The 23497-nt window shown below is 61.7% G+C and carries 22 protein-coding genes and 1 tRNA gene; all 23 read left to right on the forward strand.

Translation table 11 applies throughout. From position 1 onward, the window contains the following. Positions 1-102: 102 nt before the first annotated feature. Positions 103-3696, forward strand: coding sequence for an FAD-binding and (Fe-S)-binding domain-containing protein (locus C6366_RS05535; protein ID WP_107736350.1), 3594 nt, complete (start codon positions 103-105; stop codon positions 3694-3696). Between the two features lie 43 nt (positions 3697-3739). Continuing rightward, positions 3740-5146 (forward strand): NADP-dependent malic enzyme, encoded by a 1407-nt coding sequence (locus C6366_RS05540; RefSeq protein WP_107736351.1) that lies wholly within the window; start codon positions 3740-3742, stop codon positions 5144-5146. A 167-nt stretch (positions 5147-5313) separates the two neighbouring features. Beyond that, a complete protein-coding gene (ruvX, locus tag C6366_RS05545) occupies positions 5314-5739 on the forward strand; it encodes a Holliday junction resolvase RuvX (RefSeq protein WP_107736352.1) in 426 nt (141 codons plus the stop codon). A 313-nt stretch (positions 5740-6052) separates the two neighbouring features. Then, positions 6053-6144 (forward strand) — tRNA-Ser (locus C6366_RS05550). Positions 6145-6544: 400 nt separating this feature from the next. Beyond that, positions 6545-7339: a 2-amino-3,7-dideoxy-D-threo-hept-6-ulosonate synthase gene (locus C6366_RS05555; protein ID WP_107736404.1), complete on the forward strand. Its 795-nt coding sequence runs from the start codon at positions 6545-6547 to the stop codon at positions 7337-7339. Between the two features lie 9 nt (positions 7340-7348). After that, a complete protein-coding gene (locus tag C6366_RS05560) occupies positions 7349-8320 on the forward strand; it encodes a 3-dehydroquinate synthase II family protein (RefSeq protein WP_107736353.1) in 972 nt (323 codons plus the stop codon). After that, complete coding sequence (gene pheA / locus C6366_RS05565; RefSeq protein ID WP_107736354.1) at positions 8317-9450, forward strand: prephenate dehydratase; 1134 nt, start codon at positions 8317-8319, stop codon at positions 9448-9450. The genes C6366_RS05560 and pheA overlap by 4 nt, the downstream gene beginning before the upstream one ends. 35 nt (positions 9451-9485) lie before the next feature. Then, positions 9486-10847, forward strand: coding sequence for a 3-phosphoshikimate 1-carboxyvinyltransferase (gene aroA / locus C6366_RS05570; RefSeq protein WP_107736355.1), 1362 nt, complete (start codon positions 9486-9488; stop codon positions 10845-10847). Then, positions 10844-11641: a prephenate dehydrogenase/arogenate dehydrogenase family protein gene (locus C6366_RS05575; RefSeq protein ID WP_306460422.1), complete on the forward strand. Its 798-nt coding sequence runs from the start codon at positions 10844-10846 to the stop codon at positions 11639-11641. The genes aroA and C6366_RS05575 overlap by 4 nt, the downstream gene beginning before the upstream one ends. 235 nt (positions 11642-11876) lie before the next feature. Further along, positions 11877-13307, forward strand: a complete 1431-nt coding sequence (locus C6366_RS05580; RefSeq protein ID WP_233248402.1) for an anthranilate synthase component I family protein — start codon at positions 11877-11879, stop codon at positions 13305-13307. Further along, the gene (locus C6366_RS05585; RefSeq protein ID WP_107736357.1) at positions 13288-13914 is read left to right on the forward strand and encodes an aminodeoxychorismate/anthranilate synthase component II; all 627 of its coding nucleotides are present in this window, start codon (positions 13288-13290) and stop codon (positions 13912-13914) included. Before C6366_RS05580 ends, C6366_RS05585 begins: the two co-directional genes overlap by 20 nt. Further along, complete coding sequence (gene trpD / locus C6366_RS05590) at positions 13911-14924, forward strand: anthranilate phosphoribosyltransferase (RefSeq protein ID WP_107736358.1); 1014 nt, start codon at positions 13911-13913, stop codon at positions 14922-14924. Before C6366_RS05585 ends, trpD begins: the two co-directional genes overlap by 4 nt. Next, positions 14917-15717, forward strand: a complete 801-nt coding sequence (locus C6366_RS05595) for an indole-3-glycerol-phosphate synthase (RefSeq protein ID WP_306460423.1) — start codon at positions 14917-14919, stop codon at positions 15715-15717. Before trpD ends, C6366_RS05595 begins: the two co-directional genes overlap by 8 nt. Further along, a complete protein-coding gene (locus tag C6366_RS05600) occupies positions 15710-16399 on the forward strand; it encodes a phosphoribosylanthranilate isomerase (protein ID WP_199221437.1) in 690 nt (229 codons plus the stop codon). Before C6366_RS05595 ends, C6366_RS05600 begins: the two co-directional genes overlap by 8 nt. 12 nt (positions 16400-16411) lie before the next feature. Then, a complete protein-coding gene (trpB, locus tag C6366_RS05605; protein WP_107736359.1) occupies positions 16412-17590 on the forward strand; it encodes a tryptophan synthase subunit beta in 1179 nt (392 codons plus the stop codon). 114 nt (positions 17591-17704) lie between these two features. Next, positions 17705-18481: a tryptophan synthase subunit alpha gene (gene trpA / locus C6366_RS05610; protein ID WP_031386417.1), complete on the forward strand. Its 777-nt coding sequence runs from the start codon at positions 17705-17707 to the stop codon at positions 18479-18481. A gap of 125 nt (positions 18482-18606) precedes the next feature. Next, entirely contained in the window at positions 18607-19083 is a 477-nt protein-coding gene (locus C6366_RS05615) for a cytochrome c family protein (RefSeq protein WP_107736360.1), read from the forward strand. 17 nt (positions 19084-19100) lie between these two features. Continuing rightward, on the forward strand, positions 19101-21113 hold the full coding sequence (locus C6366_RS05620; protein WP_031386419.1) for a methyl-accepting chemotaxis protein: 2013 nt from the start codon (positions 19101-19103) through the stop codon (positions 21111-21113). Between the two features lie 252 nt (positions 21114-21365). Beyond that, on the forward strand, positions 21366-21779 hold the full coding sequence (locus C6366_RS05625) for a Fur family transcriptional regulator (RefSeq protein WP_031386420.1): 414 nt from the start codon (positions 21366-21368) through the stop codon (positions 21777-21779). A gap of 72 nt (positions 21780-21851) precedes the next feature. Further along, positions 21852-22427, forward strand: a complete 576-nt coding sequence (gene rbr, locus C6366_RS05630; RefSeq protein ID WP_107736408.1) for a rubrerythrin — start codon at positions 21852-21854, stop codon at positions 22425-22427. Between the two features lie 143 nt (positions 22428-22570). Next, complete coding sequence (locus C6366_RS05635; protein WP_107736361.1) at positions 22571-22945, forward strand: desulfoferrodoxin; 375 nt, start codon at positions 22571-22573, stop codon at positions 22943-22945. 77 nt (positions 22946-23022) lie between these two features. Beyond that, positions 23023-23232 carry a rubredoxin gene (locus C6366_RS05640; protein WP_107736362.1) on the forward strand — a complete coding sequence of 70 codons (210 nt, stop codon included), beginning with the start codon at positions 23023-23025 and terminating at the stop codon, positions 23230-23232. A 41-nt stretch (positions 23233-23273) separates the two neighbouring features. Then, positions 23274-23432 carry a rubredoxin gene (gene rd / locus C6366_RS05645; protein WP_107736363.1) on the forward strand — a complete coding sequence of 53 codons (159 nt, stop codon included), beginning with the start codon at positions 23274-23276 and terminating at the stop codon, positions 23430-23432. Positions 23433-23497 lie beyond the last annotated feature (65 nt).

Here is a 23497-nt window from a genome sequence, read left to right on the forward strand (position 1 = left end):
GCCGTATCTCCTTGCTTTGAATCGCTATAAATCCACCTTGTCTTTCCAGGAGGTCTTGGCTAACATTTCCTCTTTTTCGCCTTTTTCAAGTTGGTACACATCATGACCCAGCGCGGACCCCATCTTTCCGTCCCTCACATCCGTCTTCTGCCCCGAGTCTTCAATCTGACCCAGGACCAAGTCGAGTCCTGGCCGGAAACCGTGCGCACCCTGGCCGTGGACCTGGCCGCAGAGCTGTTTTTGCTGCGCTACAACCCTTTCATTCCCCAGGAAATGGTCCGCAGCAGCGTGGACAATCAGTTGGCGGCCATTGTTCCGTCCCTGGCCCCGGAGTACGCCACGGCCTTGCAAGGGGCCGTGGAGCACTTTTGGAGGGACTACGAAGCCGAGCTGCTGTTCAAGCAGAACCTGATCAAGCGTCTGCGGCAGTGTCTGCCGGAGGAGTGCGTCAACAACCAGCCCAACGCCCTGGTGGAATGTTCCACCGACGCCACGGACCTTCGCCTGGAACTGCCTCTGCTCGTTCTGGCCCCGGAAAACACAGAGCAGGTGCAGTGCATCATCCGTTTGGCCAATGAGCTGGAGTTCAGTCTTGTGCCACGAGGGGGGGGATCCGGCCTGACCGGAGGGGCTATCCCGTCCGGTCGACGGACGGTGATTCTGAGCCTGAGCCGGATGAAGGCCGTTTTGAACATTGATGTTCAGGAAAAGGTTCTGTGCGCCCAGAGCGGAATGATCACCCTGAACGCGATCCAGGCCGCGGCGGCCCAGGGCTTGCTGTTCACCGTGGACCCGGCCTCCAAGGCTGCCTCGTCCCTGGGCGGCAATATTTCCGAGAATGCCGGCGGGCCGTTTGCCTTCGAATATGGGACCACCTTGGACAACCTTCTCAGCTACGTGATGGTCCTGCCCAGTGGAGAGCGCATCGAGGTGCGTCGCAAGAATCATCCCCGGCACAAAATTTTGCCCCACGAAGACGCGGTCTTTGAAATCCTGGACGATCACGGTCGGGTCACTGAAATCATTGCCTTGCACGGCGGCGAAATCCGGGGCGCGGACCTGGGCAAGGACGTGTCCAACAAATTCCTGGGCGGACTGCCGGGCATTCAGAAGGAGGGCGTGGACGGGGTGATCACCGAAGCCTGTTTCACCCTGTATCCCCAGCCGACCTTCTCCCGGACCCTGTGCCTGGAATTCTACGGACGCAGCATGCACCCGGCCATGCTGGTGATCAACGATTTGGTGGGCATGCGCGACACCATCCGGGAGCAGGGCGACCTGGTCAAGATGTCCGCTTTGGAGGAGTTCGGGCCGAAGTACGTCCAGGCCATCGAGTACCAGAAAAAATCCTCCCGCTACGAAGGCGACCCCATCTCCGTGTTGCTGGTCCAGATGGATTCCGACGACGAGGTGGCCCTGGACGAGGCCGTGGGCATGGTGGTGGACATTGTCGGACCGTACGAGAACGTGGAGGTGTTCACGGCCACGGACGCCCGGCAGGCCGAAGTATTCTGGGAGGATCGACACCGTCTGAGCGCCATCACCCGCCGGACCAGCGGATTCAAGATCAACGAGGACATCGTCATCCCCTTGAAGGTGATTCCGGAGTTTTCCGACTTTCTGGAACAGCTGAATCTGCGCTACCTAGCCAAGGCGTATCGCAAGGCGCTCCAGGAAGTGGGCGGTCTCGACGGCCTGCCGGACAGTGACGAGTTCGTGGAGATGGAACTGGACTACTGCGCCCGAATCCTGCGAGGAGAGATCACGGCCAAGGAACTCTCCGACCAGGAGTTCGAGATCCAGACCCAGTTCTTTTTTCAGGATCTGCGCAATCGCTATCCCCGCCGACAGCCCGAGCTGGACTCCATCCTTTCTCGGATGCGCGGAACCCGGGTCATCGTGGCCAACCATATGCACGCCGGGGACGGCAACTGCCACGTGAACATTCCGGTGAACTCCAATGACCCGCACATGCTGCATCAGGCCGAGGAAGCCGCCGGAGAGGTCTTCAAGAAGGTTTTGGAACTCAAGGGCGCAGTGTCCGGGGAGCACGGCATCGGGATTACCAAGATCGCCTTTTTGCCCGAGGAAAAGATCAAGGCCCTTAAGGCCTACAAGGCCAAGGTCGATCCCAGGAACATCATCAATCCCGGCAAGCTGACCAGCCGGGAGCAATTGGTCCAGCCGTTCACCTTTTCCTTCAACCGTCTGATCCAGGATCTGCGCCAGAGCGGCCTGCCGGAGCGGGCGCGGCTGATCAAGCTGCTGACTACCATCCAGACCTGCTCCCGGTGCGGTAAGTGCAAGCAGGTCTGCCCCATGTACCTCCCGGAAAAGGGGCTGTTGTTCCATCCCCGGAACAAGAACATCAGCATGGGGGCGATGATCGAGGCGGTGTTCTACACCCAGCTCCAGTCCGGACAGCCGGACCAGCGCCTGCTGAAGGAACTGGGGCGGCTGATGGAGCACTGCACGGGCTGCGGCAAATGTATGTCCGCCTGTCCGGTGAAGATCAACACCCCGGACGTGATTCTGGATCTGCGCGGTTACCTCAAGGGCAAGGGCGCGGACGGGCACCCCTTCAAGAACCGCATCCTGGATTATCTGGTCAAGGATCCGGCGTGTCGCCTGCCCCGAGCGGCCAAGTTTTTGGCCGTGGGTCAGGCCATTCAGAACACGGCCGTGGGGTTGATCCCCTCCAGATGGCGTCGGCGGGCCGAGAGCCCTCTGCTCCAGGGCAAGGGGCCGAACATGGAGATGAAGAACCTGTCCGAGAGCCTTAACCTGGGCAAGGGTGGCGTCTTTCTCCCGGCCGGCAACGGCGGCTCGATCCCGAACAGGGAAACCGTGCTCTATTTTCCAGGATGCGGGGCCGGGCTCTTTTTCCGCTCCATCGGTCTGGCCACCATCTCCTTGTTGCTGGACGCGGACTGCCAGGTCATTCTCCCCGAATTCCACCTGTGTTGCGGGTATCCGCTGCTGGCCAGCGGCGGCGAGCAGGCTTTCGGGGCTAATCGGGAGCGGAATATAGCCGCGTTGAACCGCCTGCTGAATAAGACTAGGGCCCAGGGCTTCACGGTTTCCCACGTGATCACGGCCTGCGGCTCCTGCCGGGCGGGGTTGCGCGATTACAATCTGGCATCCTCCTCCGGTCCGGCCCTGGAACACCAGGATGCGCTGCAATTTCTGCTGCAACGTATCAGCCCAAAACAAGGACAGAAGCAGGGCCAAAAAGGGGGTAAGCCGCTGATTCAGTCACTCCAGACCGCAGCGCCCCGGGAACTGCTCTATCACGCCGCGTGTCACGGCGAATGGTCCGGGGTGGAGGGCGTCAAGGCGGCCAGAATCTATGCCGAATCCCTGGGCAAGCTCCTGGACGCCAAAGTCCGCGTCAGCCCGCACTGCTGCGGAGAGAGTGGCTTGGGAGCCATGACCTCCCCGGCCATCTACAACAAGCTGCGCCGACGCAAGATCGACCAACTGCGCACGGACATCAGCCAGGTGGAATCCCCTGCTCCGATCCTTGTCGGATGCCCGTCCTGCCGTATCGGGCTGACCAGGTGCCTGAACGAGCTGGGACGCCCCCGGGAGGTCCAACACACCGTCGAATACCTCGCCTCCCTGCTGGGCGGGAAAGACTGGGAAAAGAACACCGTCAAACGCATTGTCCAGGCTCGGTTTGTTCCGGAGCGGTGAGACGTTATCATATAACCATTTAGCAAGAGGAGCCCTACCCACCATGAGCACCCATTTTTCCGCAAGTTACAGTTTCACCATGGATATCCGGCTGGAGAAGAAGCAGGAGAATCGCGTTTTGCTGCTAGAAACCCTGGGCCGTGAAGGCGCACGCCTGGTCCAGTTTTTTCGTGTGGGCGAAGACATGGAGGCTGAGGAAATTTCGCTGGAATTTTACGCTACCTCCGTTGAGCACGGGGAAAAGGTGGTCGCCGCGGTGCAGGCCCTGCCCTGCGTCCTGGATTCCTGGGCCACGGACACGACCATGGCCATTCACGACGGAGGCAAGCTGGAGATCGCCCCCACGTCGTCGGTGGACAACGCGGACGAACTGGCCATGGCCTACACGCCCGGCGTGGCCCGGGTCTGCCAGGCGATCCACAAGGATCCGGAGCGCTCCTTCGATCTGACCATCCGCCAGAACTGCGTGGCCGTGGTTTCCGACGGCACGGCGGTTTTGGGACTGGGGAACATTGGGCCTCTGGCGGCCATGCCCGTGATGGAAGGCAAGGCCGTGCTGTTCAAGGCCTTTGGCCGGGTGGACGCCTTCCCGCTGTGCGTGAAGACCACGACCCCGGAAGAACTAATCGACTTCGTGGAAAAGGTCGCCCCGACCTTCGGCGGGATCAACCTGGAAGACGTGGCCGCCCCGAATTGCTTCATCGTGGAGCAGGAATTGAAAAAGCGGCTGGACATCCCGGTATTCCACGACGACCAGCACGGTACCGCGGTGGTGGCCTTGGCGGCGCTGCTCAACGCCTTGAAGCTGACCGGCAAGAAGATCGAGGATTTGCGTATGGTGGTCAATGGGTTCGGGGCCGCCGGAGTGGCCTGCGCCAAGATGTTCGCCGAGGCCGGGGTGCGGAACATCATCCCCTGCGACCGTACGGGCGTGGTCTACCGCGGCCGGACCAAAGGTATGAACCCGATCAAGGAAGAGTGCGCCCAAATTTTCAACCCGGACAATGAGCAAGGCACTCTGGCCGATGTGATCAAGGGCGCGGACATTTTCGTGGGCGTGTCCGGACCGGGAACCCTGAAGCGGGAAGACGTGCTGAAGATGGCCCCGAAGCCGATCATTTTCGCCATGGCCAATCCCATTCCGGAAATCCTGCCCGAGGAAATCGCGGACCTGGATTGTCTGATCGCCACCGGCCGCTCCGATTACCCGAACCAGATCAACAACGTGCTCTGCTTCCCCGGCATCTTCCGGGGTGCCCTGGACTGCCGGGCCTCGGACATCAACGAGGCCATGAAGCTGGCCGCTGCACAGGCCATCGCGGATTGCGTGGACGAGGAGCAACTGGCCCAGGGGGTGATCATCCCCAGCGCGTTCCATCCGGGAGTGGCCGACGCCGTGGCCGAGCGGGTGGAGCAGGCCGCTCGGGATTCCGGAGTCGCCAGAATCTGATGGGCTGTTGAAAAATCCCCGCTGGCTGCGTTGCGGCAAAATGTTCAAACCCTCACGTATGCTGAATACGCTTCGGCCTTGAACTTTTTTTGCTCCTTGCCATCGGGTTTTTTGAACAGCCCATGTAATCGGACATTGTCATCACTGTGAGTCGCAATGGATTTCCAATGCGCGTTCTGGGCATCGACTATGGAATAAAAAGGGTGGGCTTGGCCCTGAGCGACGGCCTGGGGCTTCTGGCCTACCCGTACGCGACCCTGGAGCGGACCACCAGGGAGCGGCTTTTCTCCGGCCTGCTGGCCATCGTGGCCAGGGAAGGAATCCAGACCATCGTCCTCGGTCTGCCCCGAGCCCTGAACGGCCAGGAGACGGAAACCACCCGTCAGGTCCGGAACTTCGCCCAGAGCCTGCGCCGCCGGACGGACGTCCCGGTGGTGTTTCAGGACGAAGCCTTCAGCTCGCTGGAGGCCGAGCGCAACCTGCGCGAGGGGAGCCGTCGCGGCCGAAAGATCAAGGCCGTGCTCGACCAGCAGGCCGCCGTCGTCATCCTCAACGACTACCTGGAATGCTCCAGACAGTCTCAACTCCCTTGAACCTGATCGGAAAAGACAAGGAGGCGTCATGGAAACCATTCTGTCCTCGTTATTCATCATCCTGGTCGTGGTCGTCTTCGCGTTTATCATGCGCAAAGGCGGCGGCTTCTCCGGCTGAGGTCCGGCCAGGGGCTGCGGTACGCAGCCGAAGAAGCCGGAGCCGGAGCAGCGAAAAGCAAAAGAGCGGCGGAAAAAGTAAGGGGGAAAGCGTAACGACGGGTACATGGCGGCGTCTCGACATATGACGAAGAAAGGATGAAAAAAGCACTTGCCAAGTTCCGAACAATTCTTTAGGTATTCCTTTTTTCAAGCAGGAGAGGTGTCCGAGCTGGCCGAAGGAGCACGATTGGAAATCGTGTGTACGCTAACCCCGTACCGAGAGTTCGAATCTCTCCCTCTCCGCCATTCCCGCATATGTTAGCCCCCGGAAACGGGGGCTTTTTTTGTCTTTGCCCTTGTCGTCCGCGAAGCGTCCGGCACTTGGGTAGGCATTGGAATTTGAAAAAAACATGCAAAAACGCTTGACACATTCCAGCGGTTTTCATTATTGACCTTCTCCATGCATTCCTCCACCACCTTCCTCACCACGAACTTTTATTTTGGTTTTTTTTATTTTTGGCGTGGTTTGGCCTGTGGTCAGAGGGAAGCGGTGTATCCGAAATAGCAGGAAACTCTATCAAAACCGCTCTCAAAGGGCCGCAGGCAAACCGCCGGCGGCCCTTTTTTTATGGCTGAATCGGCGGAAGCGACCCCCAGGGACAACACCAGGCGACATTGCCGGGGGAGGGGAACGATCATGCAGAACATGCACTTGGGCAAAGCCGTCCGTCTGGAACGGATTTTTAACCGCAACACGGGCCGGACCATCGTCGTACCCATGGATCATGGGGTCAGCGTGGGGCCCATCGACGGGCTGGTGGACATGCGCGACGCCATCAACGGGGTGGCCGAGGGCGGAGCCAACGCCATCATCCTGCACAAGGGGCTGGTGCGCTGCTCCCACCGGGGCAAGGGGGCGGACATCGGGTTGATCGTCCACCTCTCGGCCAGCACATCCCTGTCGCCCTTTCCCAACGCCAAGACCCTTGTGGGCACGGTGGAGGATGCCATCAAGCTGGGCGCGGACGCGGTCAGCCTGCACGTCAATCTGGGCGATGAAACCGAGCGCGACATGCTGGAGCAGATGGGCCAGGTGACCACCAAGGCCATGGATTGGGGCATGCCGGTGCTTGCCATGGTCTACGCCCGGGGGCCGAAAGTCGGCAACGAATACGACCCGGATGTGGTGGCCCAGTGCGCCAGGGTGGGCGTGGAATTGGGCGCGGACGTGGTCAAGGTGCCGTACACCGGCAGCGTGGAGTCCTTCCGCAAGGTGGTGGACGGCTGCTGCGTGCCGGTGGTGATCGCCGGCGGGCCGAAGCTGGACAGCAGCGAGGACCTGGTGCGCATGGTCTACGACAGTTTGCAAGCCGGCGGCGCGGGCTTGTCCATCGGCCGGAATATCTTTCAGGCCGCCCAGCCGGCCCGGCTGGTCCAGGCCCTGCACGGCATCGTCCATGACGATTGGGAAGTGGCCCAGGCCATGGAACTGTTACAGTAGGAGAGCATCATGATCCAAGTTTGGTTCAAGGCCGTACCCTTTGACAAGACCGCCGTGACTCTGGCCCTGGAATCCGGCGTGGACGCTCTGATCGCCCCGGCGGACAAGGTTGATGAGGTCAAGGCCCTGGGGCGGGTGGTGGTTTTCGCCGAGGACGAGGTGGACGCGATCCGGCTGGAGAGCAAGGCCGACGAGGAAGCCGCGACGCGTTGCCTGCGCTCCCAGGGCAAGGTGCTGCTGCGTCTGGGCTGGGAGATCATTCCCGTGGAGAACATCCTGGCCCAGGGCGAAGGCCTGGGCGTGGAGGTGGCCTCCCTGGATCAGGCTCGACTGGCCGCCGGCATTCTGGAGCGGGGAGTGGATTTCGTGGTGGTCGTGCCCGAGGCCATACATGACCTGAAGGCCATCGTGGCCGCCCTGAAGCTCTCCGAGGGCCGCCTGGAGCTGAGCACGGCCCGGATTGACGCCATCACCCCCGTGGGGCTGGGGCATCGGGTCTGCGTGGACACCTGTTCCCTGCTGCGCACCGGCCAGGGCATGCTGGTGGGCAATTCCAGCGCCTTTACCTTTCTGGTGCATGCCGAGACCGAGGAAAATGCGTATGTCGCGGCCCGGCCCTTCCGGATCAACGCCGGCGCCGTGCATGCCTACACCCTTCTGCCGCGGAACCGGACCGCCTATCTGGGTGAAGTCGCCTCCGGACGGGAAGTGCTGATCGTCGACGCCGAGGGCCGGACATCATTGGCCGTGGTGGGCCGCTCCAAGGTGGAAATCCGGCCCTTGATCCTGATTTCCGCGACCTGCGGGGACAAAGCCGGCACAATCTTTCTGCAGAACGCGGAGACCATCCGCCTGGTCCGTCCCGATGGGACCCCGGTGAGCGTGGTGGCCCTGGTTCCGGGCGATGAAGTGCTTTGCCGGCTGGACACCGCCGGGCGCCATTTCGGCATGGCCATCAGCGAGGAGATCAGCGAAGCATGAGCCCGAACCATTCCGACCCGTCCGAACTGTCGCCCGAGGCCCAGGCCCGCATGGCCGAGCTGCGTCACGGCATCGACGCCATTGACCAGGAACTGCTGACCACCCTCAACCGCCGGGCCGCACTGAGCCTGGAAGTGGGGCGGATCAAGCGCGATTCACGGGACATCATTTTCAAACCGTTCCGGGAAAAGGAACTGCTGACCAGCCTGGCCGCGGCCAACCCCGGCCCGCTCCCGGAAGAGCATCTGCGCAACATCTACCGGGAAATTCTCTCTTCTTCCCGGCGGCTGCAGCGGCCTCAGACCATCGTCTATCTCGGCCCGGAAGGCACCTTTTCCTACTTCGCCGGGGTGGAATACCTGGGTCACAGCGCGGAATTCCAGCCCAAACCGACCCTGCACGAGGTTTTTCAGGCCGTGGTGGCCCGTGAGGCCGAGCTGGGGGTGATTCCCCTGGAAAATTCCCTGCAAGGCACCGTGGGCCAGAGCCTGGACCTGTTCCTGCAATTCGAGGTCCACGTCCAGGCGGAAATCTATTGCAAGATCAGCCACGCCCTGCTCTCCACGGCCAGCCAACTGGCCGACGTGAACACGGTTTACTCCCATCCCCAGGCCCTGGAGCAGTGCTCGACCTGGCTGCGTTCCCACCTGCCCACGGCCCGGATCGTGCCCGCAGAAAGCACGGCCGCCGCCGGTCGCCGGGTGTTGGAGGAGCCGAACAGCGCGGCCATCGGCCACGTCCGCATGGGCCGGATGCTCGGCCTGACCGCCTTGGCCCGGCGGATCGAGGACCAGCCTGACAACTGGACCCGTTTTTTGGTCATCGGCTCCCTTCCCGCCGGCGCCGGAAACCAAGACAAGACGTCCATCCTGTTCACCCTGCCGGACAAACCCGGCGCCCTGGCCGCGGTCCTGAACCTGCTGGCCCGGGAAGGCATCAACATGAAAAAGCTTGAATCCCGGCCCTTTCGCGGCGAAAAATGGAAGTACGTCTTTTTCGTGGATCTGGAATGCGACGTCAGTCGCCAGGAATATCAACAGGTCCTGGCCGACCTGCGCGACAACTGCCACACCCTGCGCATCCTCGGCAGCTACCCGTCCGGGCCGTATCTGGACGTCAGTGAAGGGTGAGCTTTTCACTTCTCAATCTTTTTCAGGAACAATCTATGCCGACCCCCGTCATCCTCCAGGCCCCGGCCTCCAAGTCCCTCTCCCACCGTGCCCTGATCGCCGCGGCTTTGGCCCCTGGTCAGTCCCATTTGAGCAATGTTCTGGAAAGCGAGGATCTGGAGCGGACCCGGGATATTTTGGCCCGGGCCTCGGCCCTGATTGAGCGCGGCGACCCCGGCAAGTACGCGGTTTCGGGCATGCCGCGCGGCCCGCTGGGCCGACAGCGCCAGGACGACCAGGAGCCGCTGGTCATGGACGTGGGCGAGTCCGGGACCACCTGTCGGTTGCTGACCGCGGTACTGGCCGCCGGGCATGGGTCATTTCGGATCCAGGGCCGGGGAAAGATGCACAGTCGGCCCATAGCCAGCCTGGTCACGGCTTTGATTTCCCAGGGGATCGAGGTGGAATATCAGGAGCAGCCGGGCTGCCCACCTTTGCTCCTGCATGCCACCGGACTGCCCGGAGGCGAGGTGACCATCGACCTGGACGAATCCAGCCAGTACCTTTCCGGTCTGCTCCTGGCGGCGCCCTTGGCCCGTGCGGTCATGACCATTTTGGTGGGCGGGAGCAAGGTGGTTTCCTGGCCGTATGTCGGTTTGACCCTGGACATCATGGAACGATTCGGCGTTCGCTTCCAGGTGCAGACCCTGCACCATGAACGCTGGATGGACGTGGACTGGCGCGAGCCCGGCGAGATTGCTCCGGGCCGGTTGCGCATCCGGGTGCAGCCCGGCGCGTACCAGGCCAGGGACATGGCCGTGGAGGGGGACTGGAGCAACGCCTCCTATTTCCTGGCCGCCGGGGCCCTGAGCGCCGTTCCGGTGGGGCTGCGCGGCCTGAATCCCGAGTCTCTTCAGGGCGACCGGGCCATCGTGGACATCCTGGCCCGGATGGGGGCCGTGGTGTCTTGGGATCAAGATCAAGTGACCGTGGTCGGCGGCGAGCTGCGCGGCGTGGACCTGGACATGGGCGCCTGCCCGGACCTGGTGCCCACGGTGGGCGCGGTGGCGGCCCAGGCCAAGGGGGCGACCACGATTCGCAACGTGGCCCATTTGCGGATCAAGGAAAGCGACCGCCTGGACGCGGTGGTCACGGAGCTGGCCCGAATCGGAGCCGGGACCACCGCCTTGGAGGACGGGCTGCGGATCGAACCGGCTCCGCTTCCCGTTGGCAAACGCCTTGCCTTCAAGACCTACGCGGACCATCGCCTGGCCATGAGTCTGTCCCTGCTGGAACTGGGCGGCGTCGGCGTGGACCTGGATCAACCCGGCTGCGTGGCCAAGTCCTTTCCGGAGTTCTGGACGCGGTGGGATGAGCTGAAAGCCGGCCTTGCCGGCGCGGGACGGGCAGCGGCGTGAGCACGACGGGCACGCAAAATCAGGCCGGGACGATTTCCCGGTGCTGCGTGATCGGTTCTCGTGGACGGATGGGCGGTCTGTTCGTCTCCCGCCTGGGCGCCGCCGGGATCGCGGTGATCGGGCTGGATCAGCCCTTGGAGCAAGCCCGGTTGGCCGAGGTGCTGCCCGACCAGGACCTGCTGCTCCTGGCGGTTCCGGCCCCGGCCATGGAGGAAGTTCTGAGTACGTGTTGTTCGTACTGCTCTCCGGAGACCATCGTGATGGACGTCTGCTCCGTGAAGGTCCAGCCTTTGGCCCTGATGCTCCGCCATCATCCAGGCCCAGTGGTGGGCACGCATCCCTTGTTCGGCCAGGAGCCCGGCGACGATCCTCGGGTAGCCGTGACCCCCGGCCGGGACGAGTCCGCGGCCAGGGCCGTGTCCGTACTCATGGAGCAACTGGGCTTCATCCCTTTCCTGACCACCGCGGAAATCCACGACCGGGCCATGGCCTCGGTCCAGGGGCTGAACTTCGTGACCACCTGCGCCTATCTGGCCGCTCTGGCCGGGGACGAGGAAATCCGCGACTTCCTGACCCCGTCCTTCCGCCGCCGCCTGGAAGCGGCCCGCAAGATGCTCACCGAGGACGCAGCCCTGTTCGCGGATTTGTTCGAGGCCAACCCCTACAGCCAGGACGCGGTCCGGCTGTTCCGCTCCCACCTCAACCTCGCCGCTGGCGGGGACGTGGACGTCCTGGCCCAGCGGGCAGGCTGGTGGTGGCGAAGCTCGAAGCAAGGGGGGGAGACCGGCCCGTGAGTCCAGGTGCATCCAGAGTGTGCCGAAGATAAGAAAGCCGCTTCTCCCCCAGGGAGGGCGGTTTTTTTGTTGGGGGTTCAGCGGTTCACGGTTCAGCGGTTCAACGGTTGGGGAGGAATTGCTAAACCGTGAACCACTGAACACTGAACAGTGAACAGTGAACAATGAGCAATGAACAGTGAACAGTGAACAGTGAACAGTGAACAGTGAACCAAAAACAACCAAAGGAGCCATCATGTCAATCGACTTGTCCCAGACCGGCCAGTGGCTGGCAGCGGACGTGCAGACGCCCATCAGCCTGTTTCTTGGGCTGGTGGGGAAGCGGCAGGGGATTTTGCTGGAGAGCGCGGAGGTGGACGGGCGGCTGGGCCGCTATAGTCTGATCGCCTGGGACTTCCGGCTGCGGCTGAGTTGCCGGGACGGGCGGATGGACGTCCAGGCCCAGGATGCCCGCCTGAAAAGTCTGGAAAAGCTCGACGGAGAGGAGTTCATTCCGGCGTTGCGTGAAATCCTGTCCACCGTGCGGATCACGCCCCAGGACGAGTTCGCCGGGTTGCCGGCCCTGGCCCGAGGGCTTTACGGCTACTTCGGCTACGCAATGGCCGGGCTGTTCGAGCCCAAGTTGGCTGAGCAGCTTCCTCCGAGCCAGGCCGATGCCTGTCTGGTTCTACCCGGGCGGGTGGCTCTGTTCGACCATCTGCATCATCGCTGCTGCGTGCTCAGCCTGGACCCGGACCGGTCCGGAGTGGACGAGCTGCAGCAGAGCGCTCCGGACGAGCCGCCGGTGATGGGCCAAGTGCGGCACATCCCCGAGGCCGAGGAGTTCATGGAGCGGGTCCGGCGGACCAAGGAGCTGATCCGCACCGGCGAGGTGATCCAGACCGTGATGTCCACCCGGTTTGAGGCCCCCTTTTCCGGCGAGCCATTTGTCCTTTACCGTCGCTTGCGCCAGATCAACCCCTCGCCGTACATGTTCTTCATGCGCCTGCCCCGGCTGACCCTGCTGGGTTCCTCCCCGGAGTTGCTGGTCCGCTGCCAGGGCGGTCTGCTTCAGTCCCGACCCATCGCCGGAACCCGGTTACGGGGCGAGACCGAAACCCAGGACCGGGAGCTGGCCGAGGAGTTGTTGGCCGATCCCAAGGAACGGGCCGAACATGTGATGCTCGTGGATCTGGGCCGCAACGATTTAGGCCGGATCGCCGCGCCGGGCAGCGTCACGGTGGAAAAGTACATGCAGGTGGAGCGCTTCTCCCACGTGATGCACATGACCTCCTATGTCCAGGCCCAACTGGCTCAGGGCAAGGACGCCCTGGACGTGCTTCAGGCCACCTTCCCTGCCGGGACGGTCAGCGGCGCGCCCAAGATCCGGGCCATGGAGATCATCGCCGAAGAGGAGGGGCTGCCGCGCGGGCCCTATGCCGGGGCCGTGGGCTGGCTGGGCCTGAACCCGGCGGAGGGTCCGGACCGGGATGCGGTCAATCTGGATACGGGGATCACCATCCGCAGCCTCTGGGTGCGAGACGGCCAGGTCCATTTCCAGGCCGGGGCCGGGATCGTTCACGACTCTGATCCACACAAGGAATGGCAGGAATGTCACAACAAGGCCCGAGTGCTTTTTGAAGCCTTCAGCCGCCAGGGAGGAAGTGATGTTTTTACTTATCGATAACTACGACTCGTTCACCTTCAATCTGGTCCAGGCCTTTCAGGTTCTGGGCCGTTTCCCCCATGTGGTCCGCAACGACCAGCCGGAGTTGCTGGGCTTGGCGAGCAGTCCGGAGTTGGAGGCCGTGGTCATTTCTCCGGGGCCGAGCCGACCCGAACAGGCGGGGCTTTGCCTGGAATTCCTGGAGCTGCTGCCCACTACCGTGCCAGTGTTGGGCATTTGTCTGGGACATCAGATTTTGGGACATCATGCAGGGGCCTCGGTGGTGGTGGGTGAGCGGATCATGCACGGCAAGACCTCTCCGGTTCGGCATACTGGCGAAGGCTTGTTCGCCGGGCTGCCCCAGCCCATGGAGTGCGGGCGCTACCATTCCCTGCTGGTCCGGGTGGAGGAAGCGCCGAAGCTGCTGGAGCGCACGGCCTGGACGGAAGATGGTAAGGGCGATGGCGATGGCGAAGACGAGGTCATGGGGCTGCGCTACACGGACCGGCCCTGGGCCGGGGTGCAGTTTCATCCGGAGTCCATTCTGACCCCGGAGGGCCCAAAGCTTTTGGAGAATTTTCTGAAGATGCACGCCTTAACCGCTGAACCCGGAGGTAAGAGCCAATGACCACGCGTATCAGCGACATCCTTGAACAACTGGCCCGCAGGCAGCCGCTGACCGACGTGCAGGCGGACCAGATGTTCAACGCCCTGCTTCTGGGCGAGTTGAGCCAGGCCCAGGCCGGGGCCTTTCTGATGGGCTTGCGGGCCAAGGGCGAGGACTCCACGGATTTGGCCGCCGGGGTGCGGGCCGGGCTGGCCCATGCCCGTCAGATTCCCGGACTTTCCGGGCCGCGGATCGACACCTGCGGCACCGGGGGTGACAATGCCCACAGCTTCAACTGCTCCACGGCCGTGGCTCTGTTTCTGGCCGAACTGGGCTATCAGGTGGTCAAGCACGGCAATCGAGCCGTGTCCTCCTCCTGCGGCAGCGCGGACGTGCTGGAAGCCCTGGGCGTGCCCCTGGAGACGAACCCCGAGGACGTGGCCGGACGGCTGGCCGTCGGCAAGTTCGTCTTCCTCTTCGCTCCGGCCTACCACCCGGCCTTCAGGCACATCATGCCCGTGCGCCGGGATCTGGGCATCCGAACCTTGTTCAATCTGATGGGACCGCTGCTCAACCCGGCCCGGCCCACCCATCAGCTCATCGGCGTGGGCGATCCGGAGGCCCTGTTCACCATGGGCGAGGCCCTGCTGCTCACCGGGGTGGAGCGAGCCCTGGTGGTCCACGGGGCCGGAGGGTTCGACGAGCTGACCACCTTTGGCCCGGCCCGCTGCTATCTGGTCAAGGACGGGATCATGGAAAAGACGGCCATCAATCCGGAACGGCTGGGCTTTGACCGTCATGCGCCGGAGGACGTGGCGGTCCGGGACAAGGACCATGCCGTGGGCGTGCTGCGGGAAATTCTTGGCGGCGACGGCCCAAAGGCCATGGTCCAGATGGCGGCCCTGAATCTGGCGGCCTGCCTTTTTCTGCTGGAAGAGGGCAAGACCCTGGTGGAATGCGCGGATTTGGCCCGGGCCGCGATGAAGCGGGGCGTGAGCGGCCGGGTACTCCATGGGGGACTCCATGGGTAGCTCCATGCTTGAGCGCTTTCGCCAGGCCAAGCAGGTTGAAATCCGGGAGCTGATCTCCCTGGAATCCGCGGGCCGCCTGCCCGAGCCGTCTATCACTCCTCGTCCGTCCCTGGCCAAAGCCTTGCTGGAGCGGGGACCGGGCGCGGTGATCGCGGAGTACAAACGAGCCTCGCCCAGTCGGGGAGTGATCAACGCGAACTGGCCTCCGGACCGGGCCGCCGCCGGGTATGCCCGGGCCGGGGCAGCGGTCTTGTCCGTGCTCACCGAGGAGACCTATTTCCAGGGTAGCCTGGAGTATCTCCCGGTCATGGCCGTTTCCGGCCTGCCCCTGCTGCGCAAGGATTTCCTGCTCCACCCCTTGCAGGTTCGCCAAACCGCCGCCACCCCGGCCTCGGCCCTGCTGCTCATCGCCCGGATGCTCAGCCAGTCGGAGTTGGAAACCATGTTGACAGAATGTCGGACGTTCGGCCTGGAAGCCGTGGTGGAGGTTTTTGACGAGGCGGACTTGGACAAGGCCAAAGCGGCGAACTCGACGCTGATCCAGGTCAACAACCGGGACCTGGATCGACTGACCACGGACCTGCGCATTTCCGAGGATCTGATCCGGCACAAAGCCGAGGGCGAGGTCTGGATCAGCGCCAGCGGGATGAACTCGGCCCAGGACATGGCCCGGATGCGCGACGCCGGATTTCACGGCCTGCTCATCGGCTCCCGGCTGATGCAAGAGCCTGATCCGGGGCAGGCCCTGGCGGACCTGTTGCGAACCATGCGAGAGGTACAATCGTATGCATGAGGAAGTCCGCCAAAGTGACCGGAGGGACGCCGACCCCCTGGTCAAGGTCTGCGGCCTGCGCCGACCCGAGGACGTGAGGCTGTGCGAGGTACTGGGTGTGGACTGGACCGGCTTCATCTTCTATCCGCCAAGCCCCAGAAACGTGAGTCCGGAGCATGTCGCGGCCCTTCCCCGAGGCCGGGCCGCGCGGGTCGGGGTCTTCGTGCTTCAGTCCGCGGAAGAGGTTCGGGAGATCATGGACCGGGCCGAGCTGGACTTGGCCCAGCTTCACGGCGGCCAGGACCGGCGTTTCTGCGAACACGTCGGGCCGGAGCGGGTGGTCAAGGTATTCTGGCCACTTCGGTACGCTGATCTCGCGGATCTGGAGCGGGATATGGCCACGTTCGCGACCTCGTGCCGGGCCGTGCTCCTGGACGCCGGAACCGCGGTGGGAGGCCACGGCGTCAGTCTGAATTTCGCGGCCATGGCCGGTCTGACTTTCCCCCGTCCGTGGCTCCTGGCCGGGGGCCTGGGCCCGGACAATATCCAGGAGGCCGTGCTTCGGTGCCGTCCGTGGGGCGTGGATCTGAATTCCGGGGTGGAAGAGGCTCCGGGAAGGAAGAGTCCCGTGCTGCTGCGGACTGTGCTGGAAAAAATCAAAATGGATGGCGGTTCGCTAACTGTCCACCATGAACCCCAATAAGAGGAACATCACATGAAAAAAGGATATTTCGGCGATTTCGGCGGGCGCTTTGCCCCGGAACTGCTCATGCCCCCGCTGTTGGAACTTGAGGAGGCCATGGAGCGGATCATGGCCGGAGAGGCGTTTCAGCGCGAGTTGACCGAGCTGCTAACCCATTTCGTGGGCCGACCCACGGCCTTGTACCACTGCGCGAACCTCTCGCGGGAGGTCGGTTTCGGCGTCTGGCTGAAACGCGAGGACCTGGCGCATACCGGGGCGCACAAGATCAACAACACCGTGGGCCAGGCCCTGCTGGCCAAGCATATGGGCAAGACCAAGCTGGTGGCCGAAACCGGGGCCGGGCAGCACGGCGTGGCCACGGCCACGGCCGCGGCCCTGCTGGGCCTGGAGTGCATCGTGTACATGGGCGCGGAGGACGTGGTCCGTCAGGCGCACAACGTCCAACGCATGGAACTGCTGGGCGCGACGGTCCGGCCCGTGGAGTCCGGCAGCCGGACCCTCAAGGACGCCATCAACGCGGCCATGCGCCACTGGATCGCCGAGCAGGCCGCCACCCACTACTGCCTGGGCTCGGCCGTGGGACCGCATCCTTTTCCTCTGCTGGTGCGCGAACTGCAGGCCGTGATCGGCCGGGAAGCCTTGGCCCAGTTCCAGGAGCGCACCGGAAAGCTGCCGGACCGGGTCGTGGCCTGTGTGGGCGGCGGGTCCAACGCCATCGGCATGTTCCATGCCTTCGTGCCCCATGAGCAAGTGGCTCTGATCGGCGTGGAAGCCGCCGGGGACGGTTCTCCGGGCTGCTGTCATTCCGCCACGCTAAGCACCGGGACTCCCGGAGTTCTGCACGGAACCATGACCAAGCTCTTGCAGACCATCGAGGGCCAGATCCTGCCTTCCCACTCCCTGGCCCCGGGTTTGGACTACCCCGGCGTGGGCCCGGAACACGCCCATCTCCAGGCCCTGGGCCGGGCCGAATACGTCTGCGTCACCGACGATCAGGCCCTGGCCGGATTCATGCGCCTGGCCCGGGCCGAAGGCATCCTCCCGGCCCTGGAAAGCTCCCATGCCCTGGCCTATGTCCTTGGCCTGTCCGGAACCCTGCCGGTCACCGTCGACGTGATCGTCTGTCTTTCGGGTCGGGGGGATAAGGACTTGGAGATCGTGCGGCAGGCGTTGGTGAAAAGAGAGGGCTGAGGGCTGAGACCTGATGGTTGAAGGTTGAAGCCGGGGTGAATGTCCATGTCAACAGTATACTTCGACCTCTGACTTCTGAATTCTCACTTTTACTAAACTATTCGGAGAACCCTAATGTCCACAAGTCATTTGACCGATAAGATTAATCAAGCCATGGCCCAGGGGCGCAAGGCCGTTATGCCCTACCTGCCCGCAGGATATCCGACCAAGGATGCTTTTTGGAAGCACATCGAGGATCTGGACGCCGCGGGCGCGGACATCATCGAGGTCGGCGTGCCTTTTTCCGATCCCGTGGCCGACGGACCGGTGGTGGAGCAGGCGGCGTTGTGTTGTTTGGAACAAGGCGTAACCTTGGGATGGATTCTGGAAGAGCTGACCCAGAGGCGCTCGGCCATCCAGGCTGGGATCGTGTTGATGGGCTATATGAACCCTTTTCTGCAGTACGGTATTCCCAAGCTGGCCCTGGACGCGGCCCAGGCCGGAGTGAACGGGCTGATCATCGCCGATCTGCCCCTGGAAGAGAGCGACGAGATTCGAAATGTCCTTCAGGAGCAGGGCATCGCCCTGATCCCGCTGGTCGGCCTGAACAGCTCCATGGAGCGGCTCCGGATGCATGCAGATAAAGCCGCGGGCTTCGTCTATTTTGTCTCGGTCATGGGTACCACGGGAGTCCGGGATGCGTTGCCGGAAGAACTCCGGAACGCCCTGATCCAGGCCAGGCAATCTTTTTCCATCCCCCTGGCCCTGGGCTTTGGTCTGCATTCCCCGGCCCAACTCCAAGGCGTGGAAACCGTGGTGGACGGGGTGGTCATGGGCAGTGCTTTGATCCGACACCTGGATGCGACCGGAAAGGTTGGTGATTTTCTGGTCCCTTGGATGATAGCTCGGTAATTTCTATATACGTTGCTTTTTTCACAAGCCTTGACTAGAAAGCGGAGCAAGAAAGTCTTGTATATTCTAATGCTTTTCATTTTTGTGATACTTTTTTGTATGTTGGACCTAAACTGGAGGCGATGATGAAAAAGGTAACGTTCGGGACCATCTTGATCCTATGGTTCGCCCTGGTGTTTCTTCTGCCGCTGGTGATTGGCGCGCAGGGGCCGACGGGCGCAAACTTCGTAGGATCCAAGGAGTGCTCGTACTGTCATCCGGATGAGTATGAACGGTTTACGGCACACGCCAACAAAGCCAAATCCGACCACAGTGTCCGGCTGATGGCGCCCAAGCTGACACCGGAGGAGCTTCGTGAATGTTACGAGTGTCATACTACCGGGTATGGCCAGCCGGGAGGATTTCGAAGCTTCGAGGAAACCCCGGAGATGGCCCATGTGGGGTGTGAAAGCTGTCACGGTCCGGGCTCCGTGCATGCCAGGACAGGCCATCGGGACGACATCGTCGGCAATCTGACTCTCGACGTCTGCCGTCCGTGCCATGAAGACGAGCGGGTCCAGGTAATCAACTACAAGCCGCTGATTTACAGCGGGGCGCATTGACCGCAAGGGAGACGATCATGAATATATTGCGTAACTCCCTGGGAGCAAAGATTCTCATTCTGGTCACCATCTTGACGGCATCGGTTTTCGTGGTGTTGTTGCTTGTCAATTCGTACTGGCAACGCACCGACACCATGTATCAGATCGATGCCATGGGCTCACGGGTGTCGGATCTGCTACAAATGGCCATCGAGGAGCCGATGATCATCGGCGACGACGAGGGAACTCGGGACCAGTTCACCAAGGTCGAGAACCTGTACGCTGATATTGATGTCTTCTTGACTGATTTCCGAGGCAACATCACCTACGCGACACAACCCGCCGCCGTTCGCAAGGACATGACGTCCGTTCATGGTCAGGAGGTCATTCGAGAAGTCCTGCGCGAGGGGCTGAGCAAGGTGACGGATCGGGCCGTACTTTTGGATACCGCGGAGGGGCCGTATTATGTTCGCCTCCGTTCAATCCCTAATGAACCTGGCTGTTATCATTGCCATGGCCGATCCCAACCCATTTTGGGCGCCATGCTGGTTTTTCAGGACGTGGGCGTGGAAATGGCGACGCTCAGAGACCATCAAGTCAAAGGAGCGGCGCTTTCCCTTGGCGGGTTCGCCATTTTGTTGGCCAGTTTGCTGATTTTCATGCGCAGAGCCGTTGTCGGAAAAATCGCGACGCTGAGCGACGCTAGCCAGAAGATCAGTCAGGGCGACTACTCCGTCACCTTTGACATCACCGGTTCCGATGAACTGGGCCGCCTGGCCCGCAACCTGGGGACAATGGTCAAAAGTATCCAGGACCAACTGGAATACAACAAAGAGGTTCTGGAGGGCATTGCCGTCCCCCTCTACGTGACGGACCATGATGAACAGGTCACTTTTATCAACGACCAGGCTGTTGAGTTGCTCGGCAAATCCAGAGAAAGCATCCTCGGGCGCGCGACATGTGAGATGATGGGGGTGGCCCCGGGCTCCTGCGCCGCCTCCCAGGTCATTCGCGAAGGCACGATTGTCAAAGGAAAACGGGAATACGCCCACCCTGATGGACACAATGTGCCGATATACCGTGAGGTTTCACCGCTCAAAAACGCACAGGGTCAGGTGATAGGTGCCATTGGGGTGATTATCGATCTGACTCAGGAGGAAGAAGCCAAGGCCCGGATTCAGAAGCAGCAGGATAATCTGCTTGTCGTTGCCCGCGATGTAACCGAGGTGTCAAACTCTCTGCGGAGCATGGCCCAAAGGCTCTCGGACCAGATGATCACGGTCAGCGACCGCATCGGGATGACCGAGTCACAGACCACCCAGGCGGCCACGGCCATGAATCAGATGACGGCCACGGTCATTGAGGTCGCCCGCAGTTCGGCCCAAACCGCCGAAGCCGCGGCCCAGGCAACGCAGAGCGCCAAGGAGGGTGGTCAGGGCGTCCGGGAGACGGTGGACGACGTAAAACGCGTGGCTCAGGATACGGACGCCTTGGCCCGCTCCCTGAACGATCTGGCGCAGCGGGCCGAGGATATCGGACAGGTCTTGAATGTGATCAATGATATCGCCGATCAGACCAATCTCTTGGCCCTGAACGCGGCCATCGAGGCGGCCCGGGCCGGAGACGCCGGACGCGGTTTCGCCGTTGTCGCCGACGAGGTTCGTAAGCTCGCAGAGCGTACGGTACAAGCCACCAAGCAGGTGGAAGAAGTGATCACCACGATCCAGACCAGCACCCGAAGTGCCGTGGAGAAAATGGAGCAAACCCGGTCCGTGGTCGAAAACACGGCCGACAAGGCCCTGGTCGCCGGGGAAGCTCTGCAAACAATCGTTGAGCGCTCCGAATCCATGGCGGACATGATCCGGACCATCGCAACAGCCGCTGAGCAGCAATCCGTGACCAGCGACGAAATCAATGAAAGCATCGGCCAAGTCAGTCAATTGTCCATGGCCAACAGTCAGGATATTCAGGAAGCGGACCGTGGTATTCAGGAAATCTCGCAAATGTCGGAGCGTCTGACCGAACTGGTCAAGAAGTTCCAGACTAATTGATCGGGCACGGGTATCTCAACGTAGTTTCGACGCGAATGAAAACAGGGGGGCGGTCCGGGCATTGCCGGGGCCGCCCCCTGTGTTTTTTTCACGGGGCTCCGTTTGGTCCGCTTGAATTCTTTTCGATTACGACAACGAGCACCACTTCGCTGAGCACGAGAGGTTCAGTTCCCTGTTTTCTCGAGGGGCTTGACAAGCGGCCCGAGAGTTAATAGGAATAGTTCTCGTTCACGCAACAGAAGGACGCTGATCATGCCGAAACCCAATCTTCGTTTAACGCCACAGCGAAAAATCATCCTTGAAGAGCTGCGAGGGACCCGGACGCACCCCACTGCCGACGAGGTTTACGACTTGGTGCGCAAGCGGCTTTCCCACGTCAGCCTTGGGACCATCTACCGCAACTTGGAGTTTTTGCATTCCCAGGGACTCATCCGCAAGCTGGACAAGATCGGTCCACAAATGCGGTTCGATGCGTTCGTGGACCCGCATCTGCATGTCTGCTGCGTTGAGTGCGGAAAGGTTGGGGATTTACCTCCGGACGCCGCTTCGGTGGTCATGCGCCGGGACCCCGCCCTTGAAGCCGAGAGTGAATTTCGGATCACCGGGCACTGGCTCGAACTGTACGGCATCTGCGCGGATTGCGTGACGGCGCGTGAAGAAGGTTGACGAAGCGTTCTCTCGATGCGCGACATGTTTTGAAAACCACGAAACCCTACGAAACCTATGGAGGACACCATCATGAGCGGACTGAAAGGAACCCAAACCGAAAAGAACCTGCTGATCGCCTTTGCCGGGGAGTCCCAGGCACGCAACAAGTACACCTACTTCTCCAAGCAGGCCAAGAAGGAAGGGTACGAGCAGATTTCCTTTATTTTCGAGGAAACGGCCAACCAGGAAAAGGAACATGCCAAGCGTCTGTTCAAGTTCATGGAAGGCGGCGAGGTGGAAATCACGGCCTCCTTTCCGGCCGGGGTGATCGGCAACACATATGAGAACCTGATCGCCGCGGCCGAAGGCGAACACCACGAGCAGACTGAAATGTATCCGAGCTTTGCCAAGGTCGCCAAGGAAGAAGGTTTTCCGGAAATCGCCGCGGCCATGGAGGCCATCGCCATCGCCGAGCGGCAGCACGAAAAGCAGTACCGCGAGTTGGCCGCGAACATTCAGTCCGGCAAGGTCTTCCTGAAAGACGTTTCCGTGACCTGGCGATGTCGCAACTGCGGCTATGTCGGCAACGGGTCAAAGGCCCCTCAGAATTGCCCGGCCTGCGACCATCCCCAGGCGCATTTCGAAGTCCTCAAAGAGAACTGGTAGAGTTAACCGTACCCGGCCGGAAGTGCTTTTCGAGATTTATTTCGGCTGGGCGAAAGCATTCAGAAAGGGTTTGACGGACGGCCGTTATCCGAATAGGCTTCCCCTTATCCTTATACCTCATGAACCAAACAAGGAGCGTAGGAATGGCCCAACAACATGAAGTGTACAAATGTGACCTGTGCGGCAATATCATTGACGTGCTGCATGGCGGTGGCGGAGAATTGGTCTGTTGCGGCGAATCCATGAAGTTGATGACCGAGAACACCGTGGACGCCGCCAAGGAAAAACATGTGCCCGTGGTGGAGAAAACGGCCAACGGCTATAAGGTGACCGTAGGGAGCACTCTCCACCCCATGGAAGCCAAGCACTACATCGAATGGATCGAGATTATCGCGGACGGCAAGTCGTACAAGCAGTTCCTGCAACCCGGCCAAGAGCCCGTTGCTGAATTCTGTATCCAGGCCGAACAGGTCACGGCTCGAGAATACTGCAACCTGCACGGCCTTTGGAAGGCTTAGCCGAGCGGCTTGTTTTTCGAACCGGCATCTCGTTTGACGACTAACCCGCCCTACGGCGGGGAATACAGGGAGAAAGCATGGCCAGCCCGGAAGAAATGTATCAATGCCAAGTCACGAATTGCGGATGCATCTACAACCCCGACCGGGGCGACAAGCGTGGCAAGATTCCCGCTGGAACGGAATTTCAAGACCTTCCTGAAACCTGGAAATGTCCGGTCTGCGGAGCTGGCCCAAAATCGTTTCGGCCGCTGGCCGGACCCGGTTCGGCTGCGGAAGAAGCTCCATAATAAAGGACGGCAGTAACCTCTAGCTCAACAAGGAGTCGCTTATGCGATATGTATGCAGTATCTGCGGTTACGTTTACGATCCTGCGGACGGCGACCCAGACAGCGGCGTCGCGGCGGGAACCAGCTTCGACGATGTTCCGGCTGACTGGGCCTGTCCGGTCTGTGGAGCGTCCAAGGATAATTTCGAGCCGGAAGGGTAAGCCGGACCATCACCTCATCAAGCCCTCTCCCGGAGTCCTGGAGAGGGCTTTTTCATTGGAGAATA

Source organism: Desulfonatronum sp. SC1, from assembly GCF_003046795.1.
Lineage (GTDB): Bacteria > Desulfobacterota > Desulfovibrionia > Desulfovibrionales > Desulfonatronaceae > Desulfonatronum.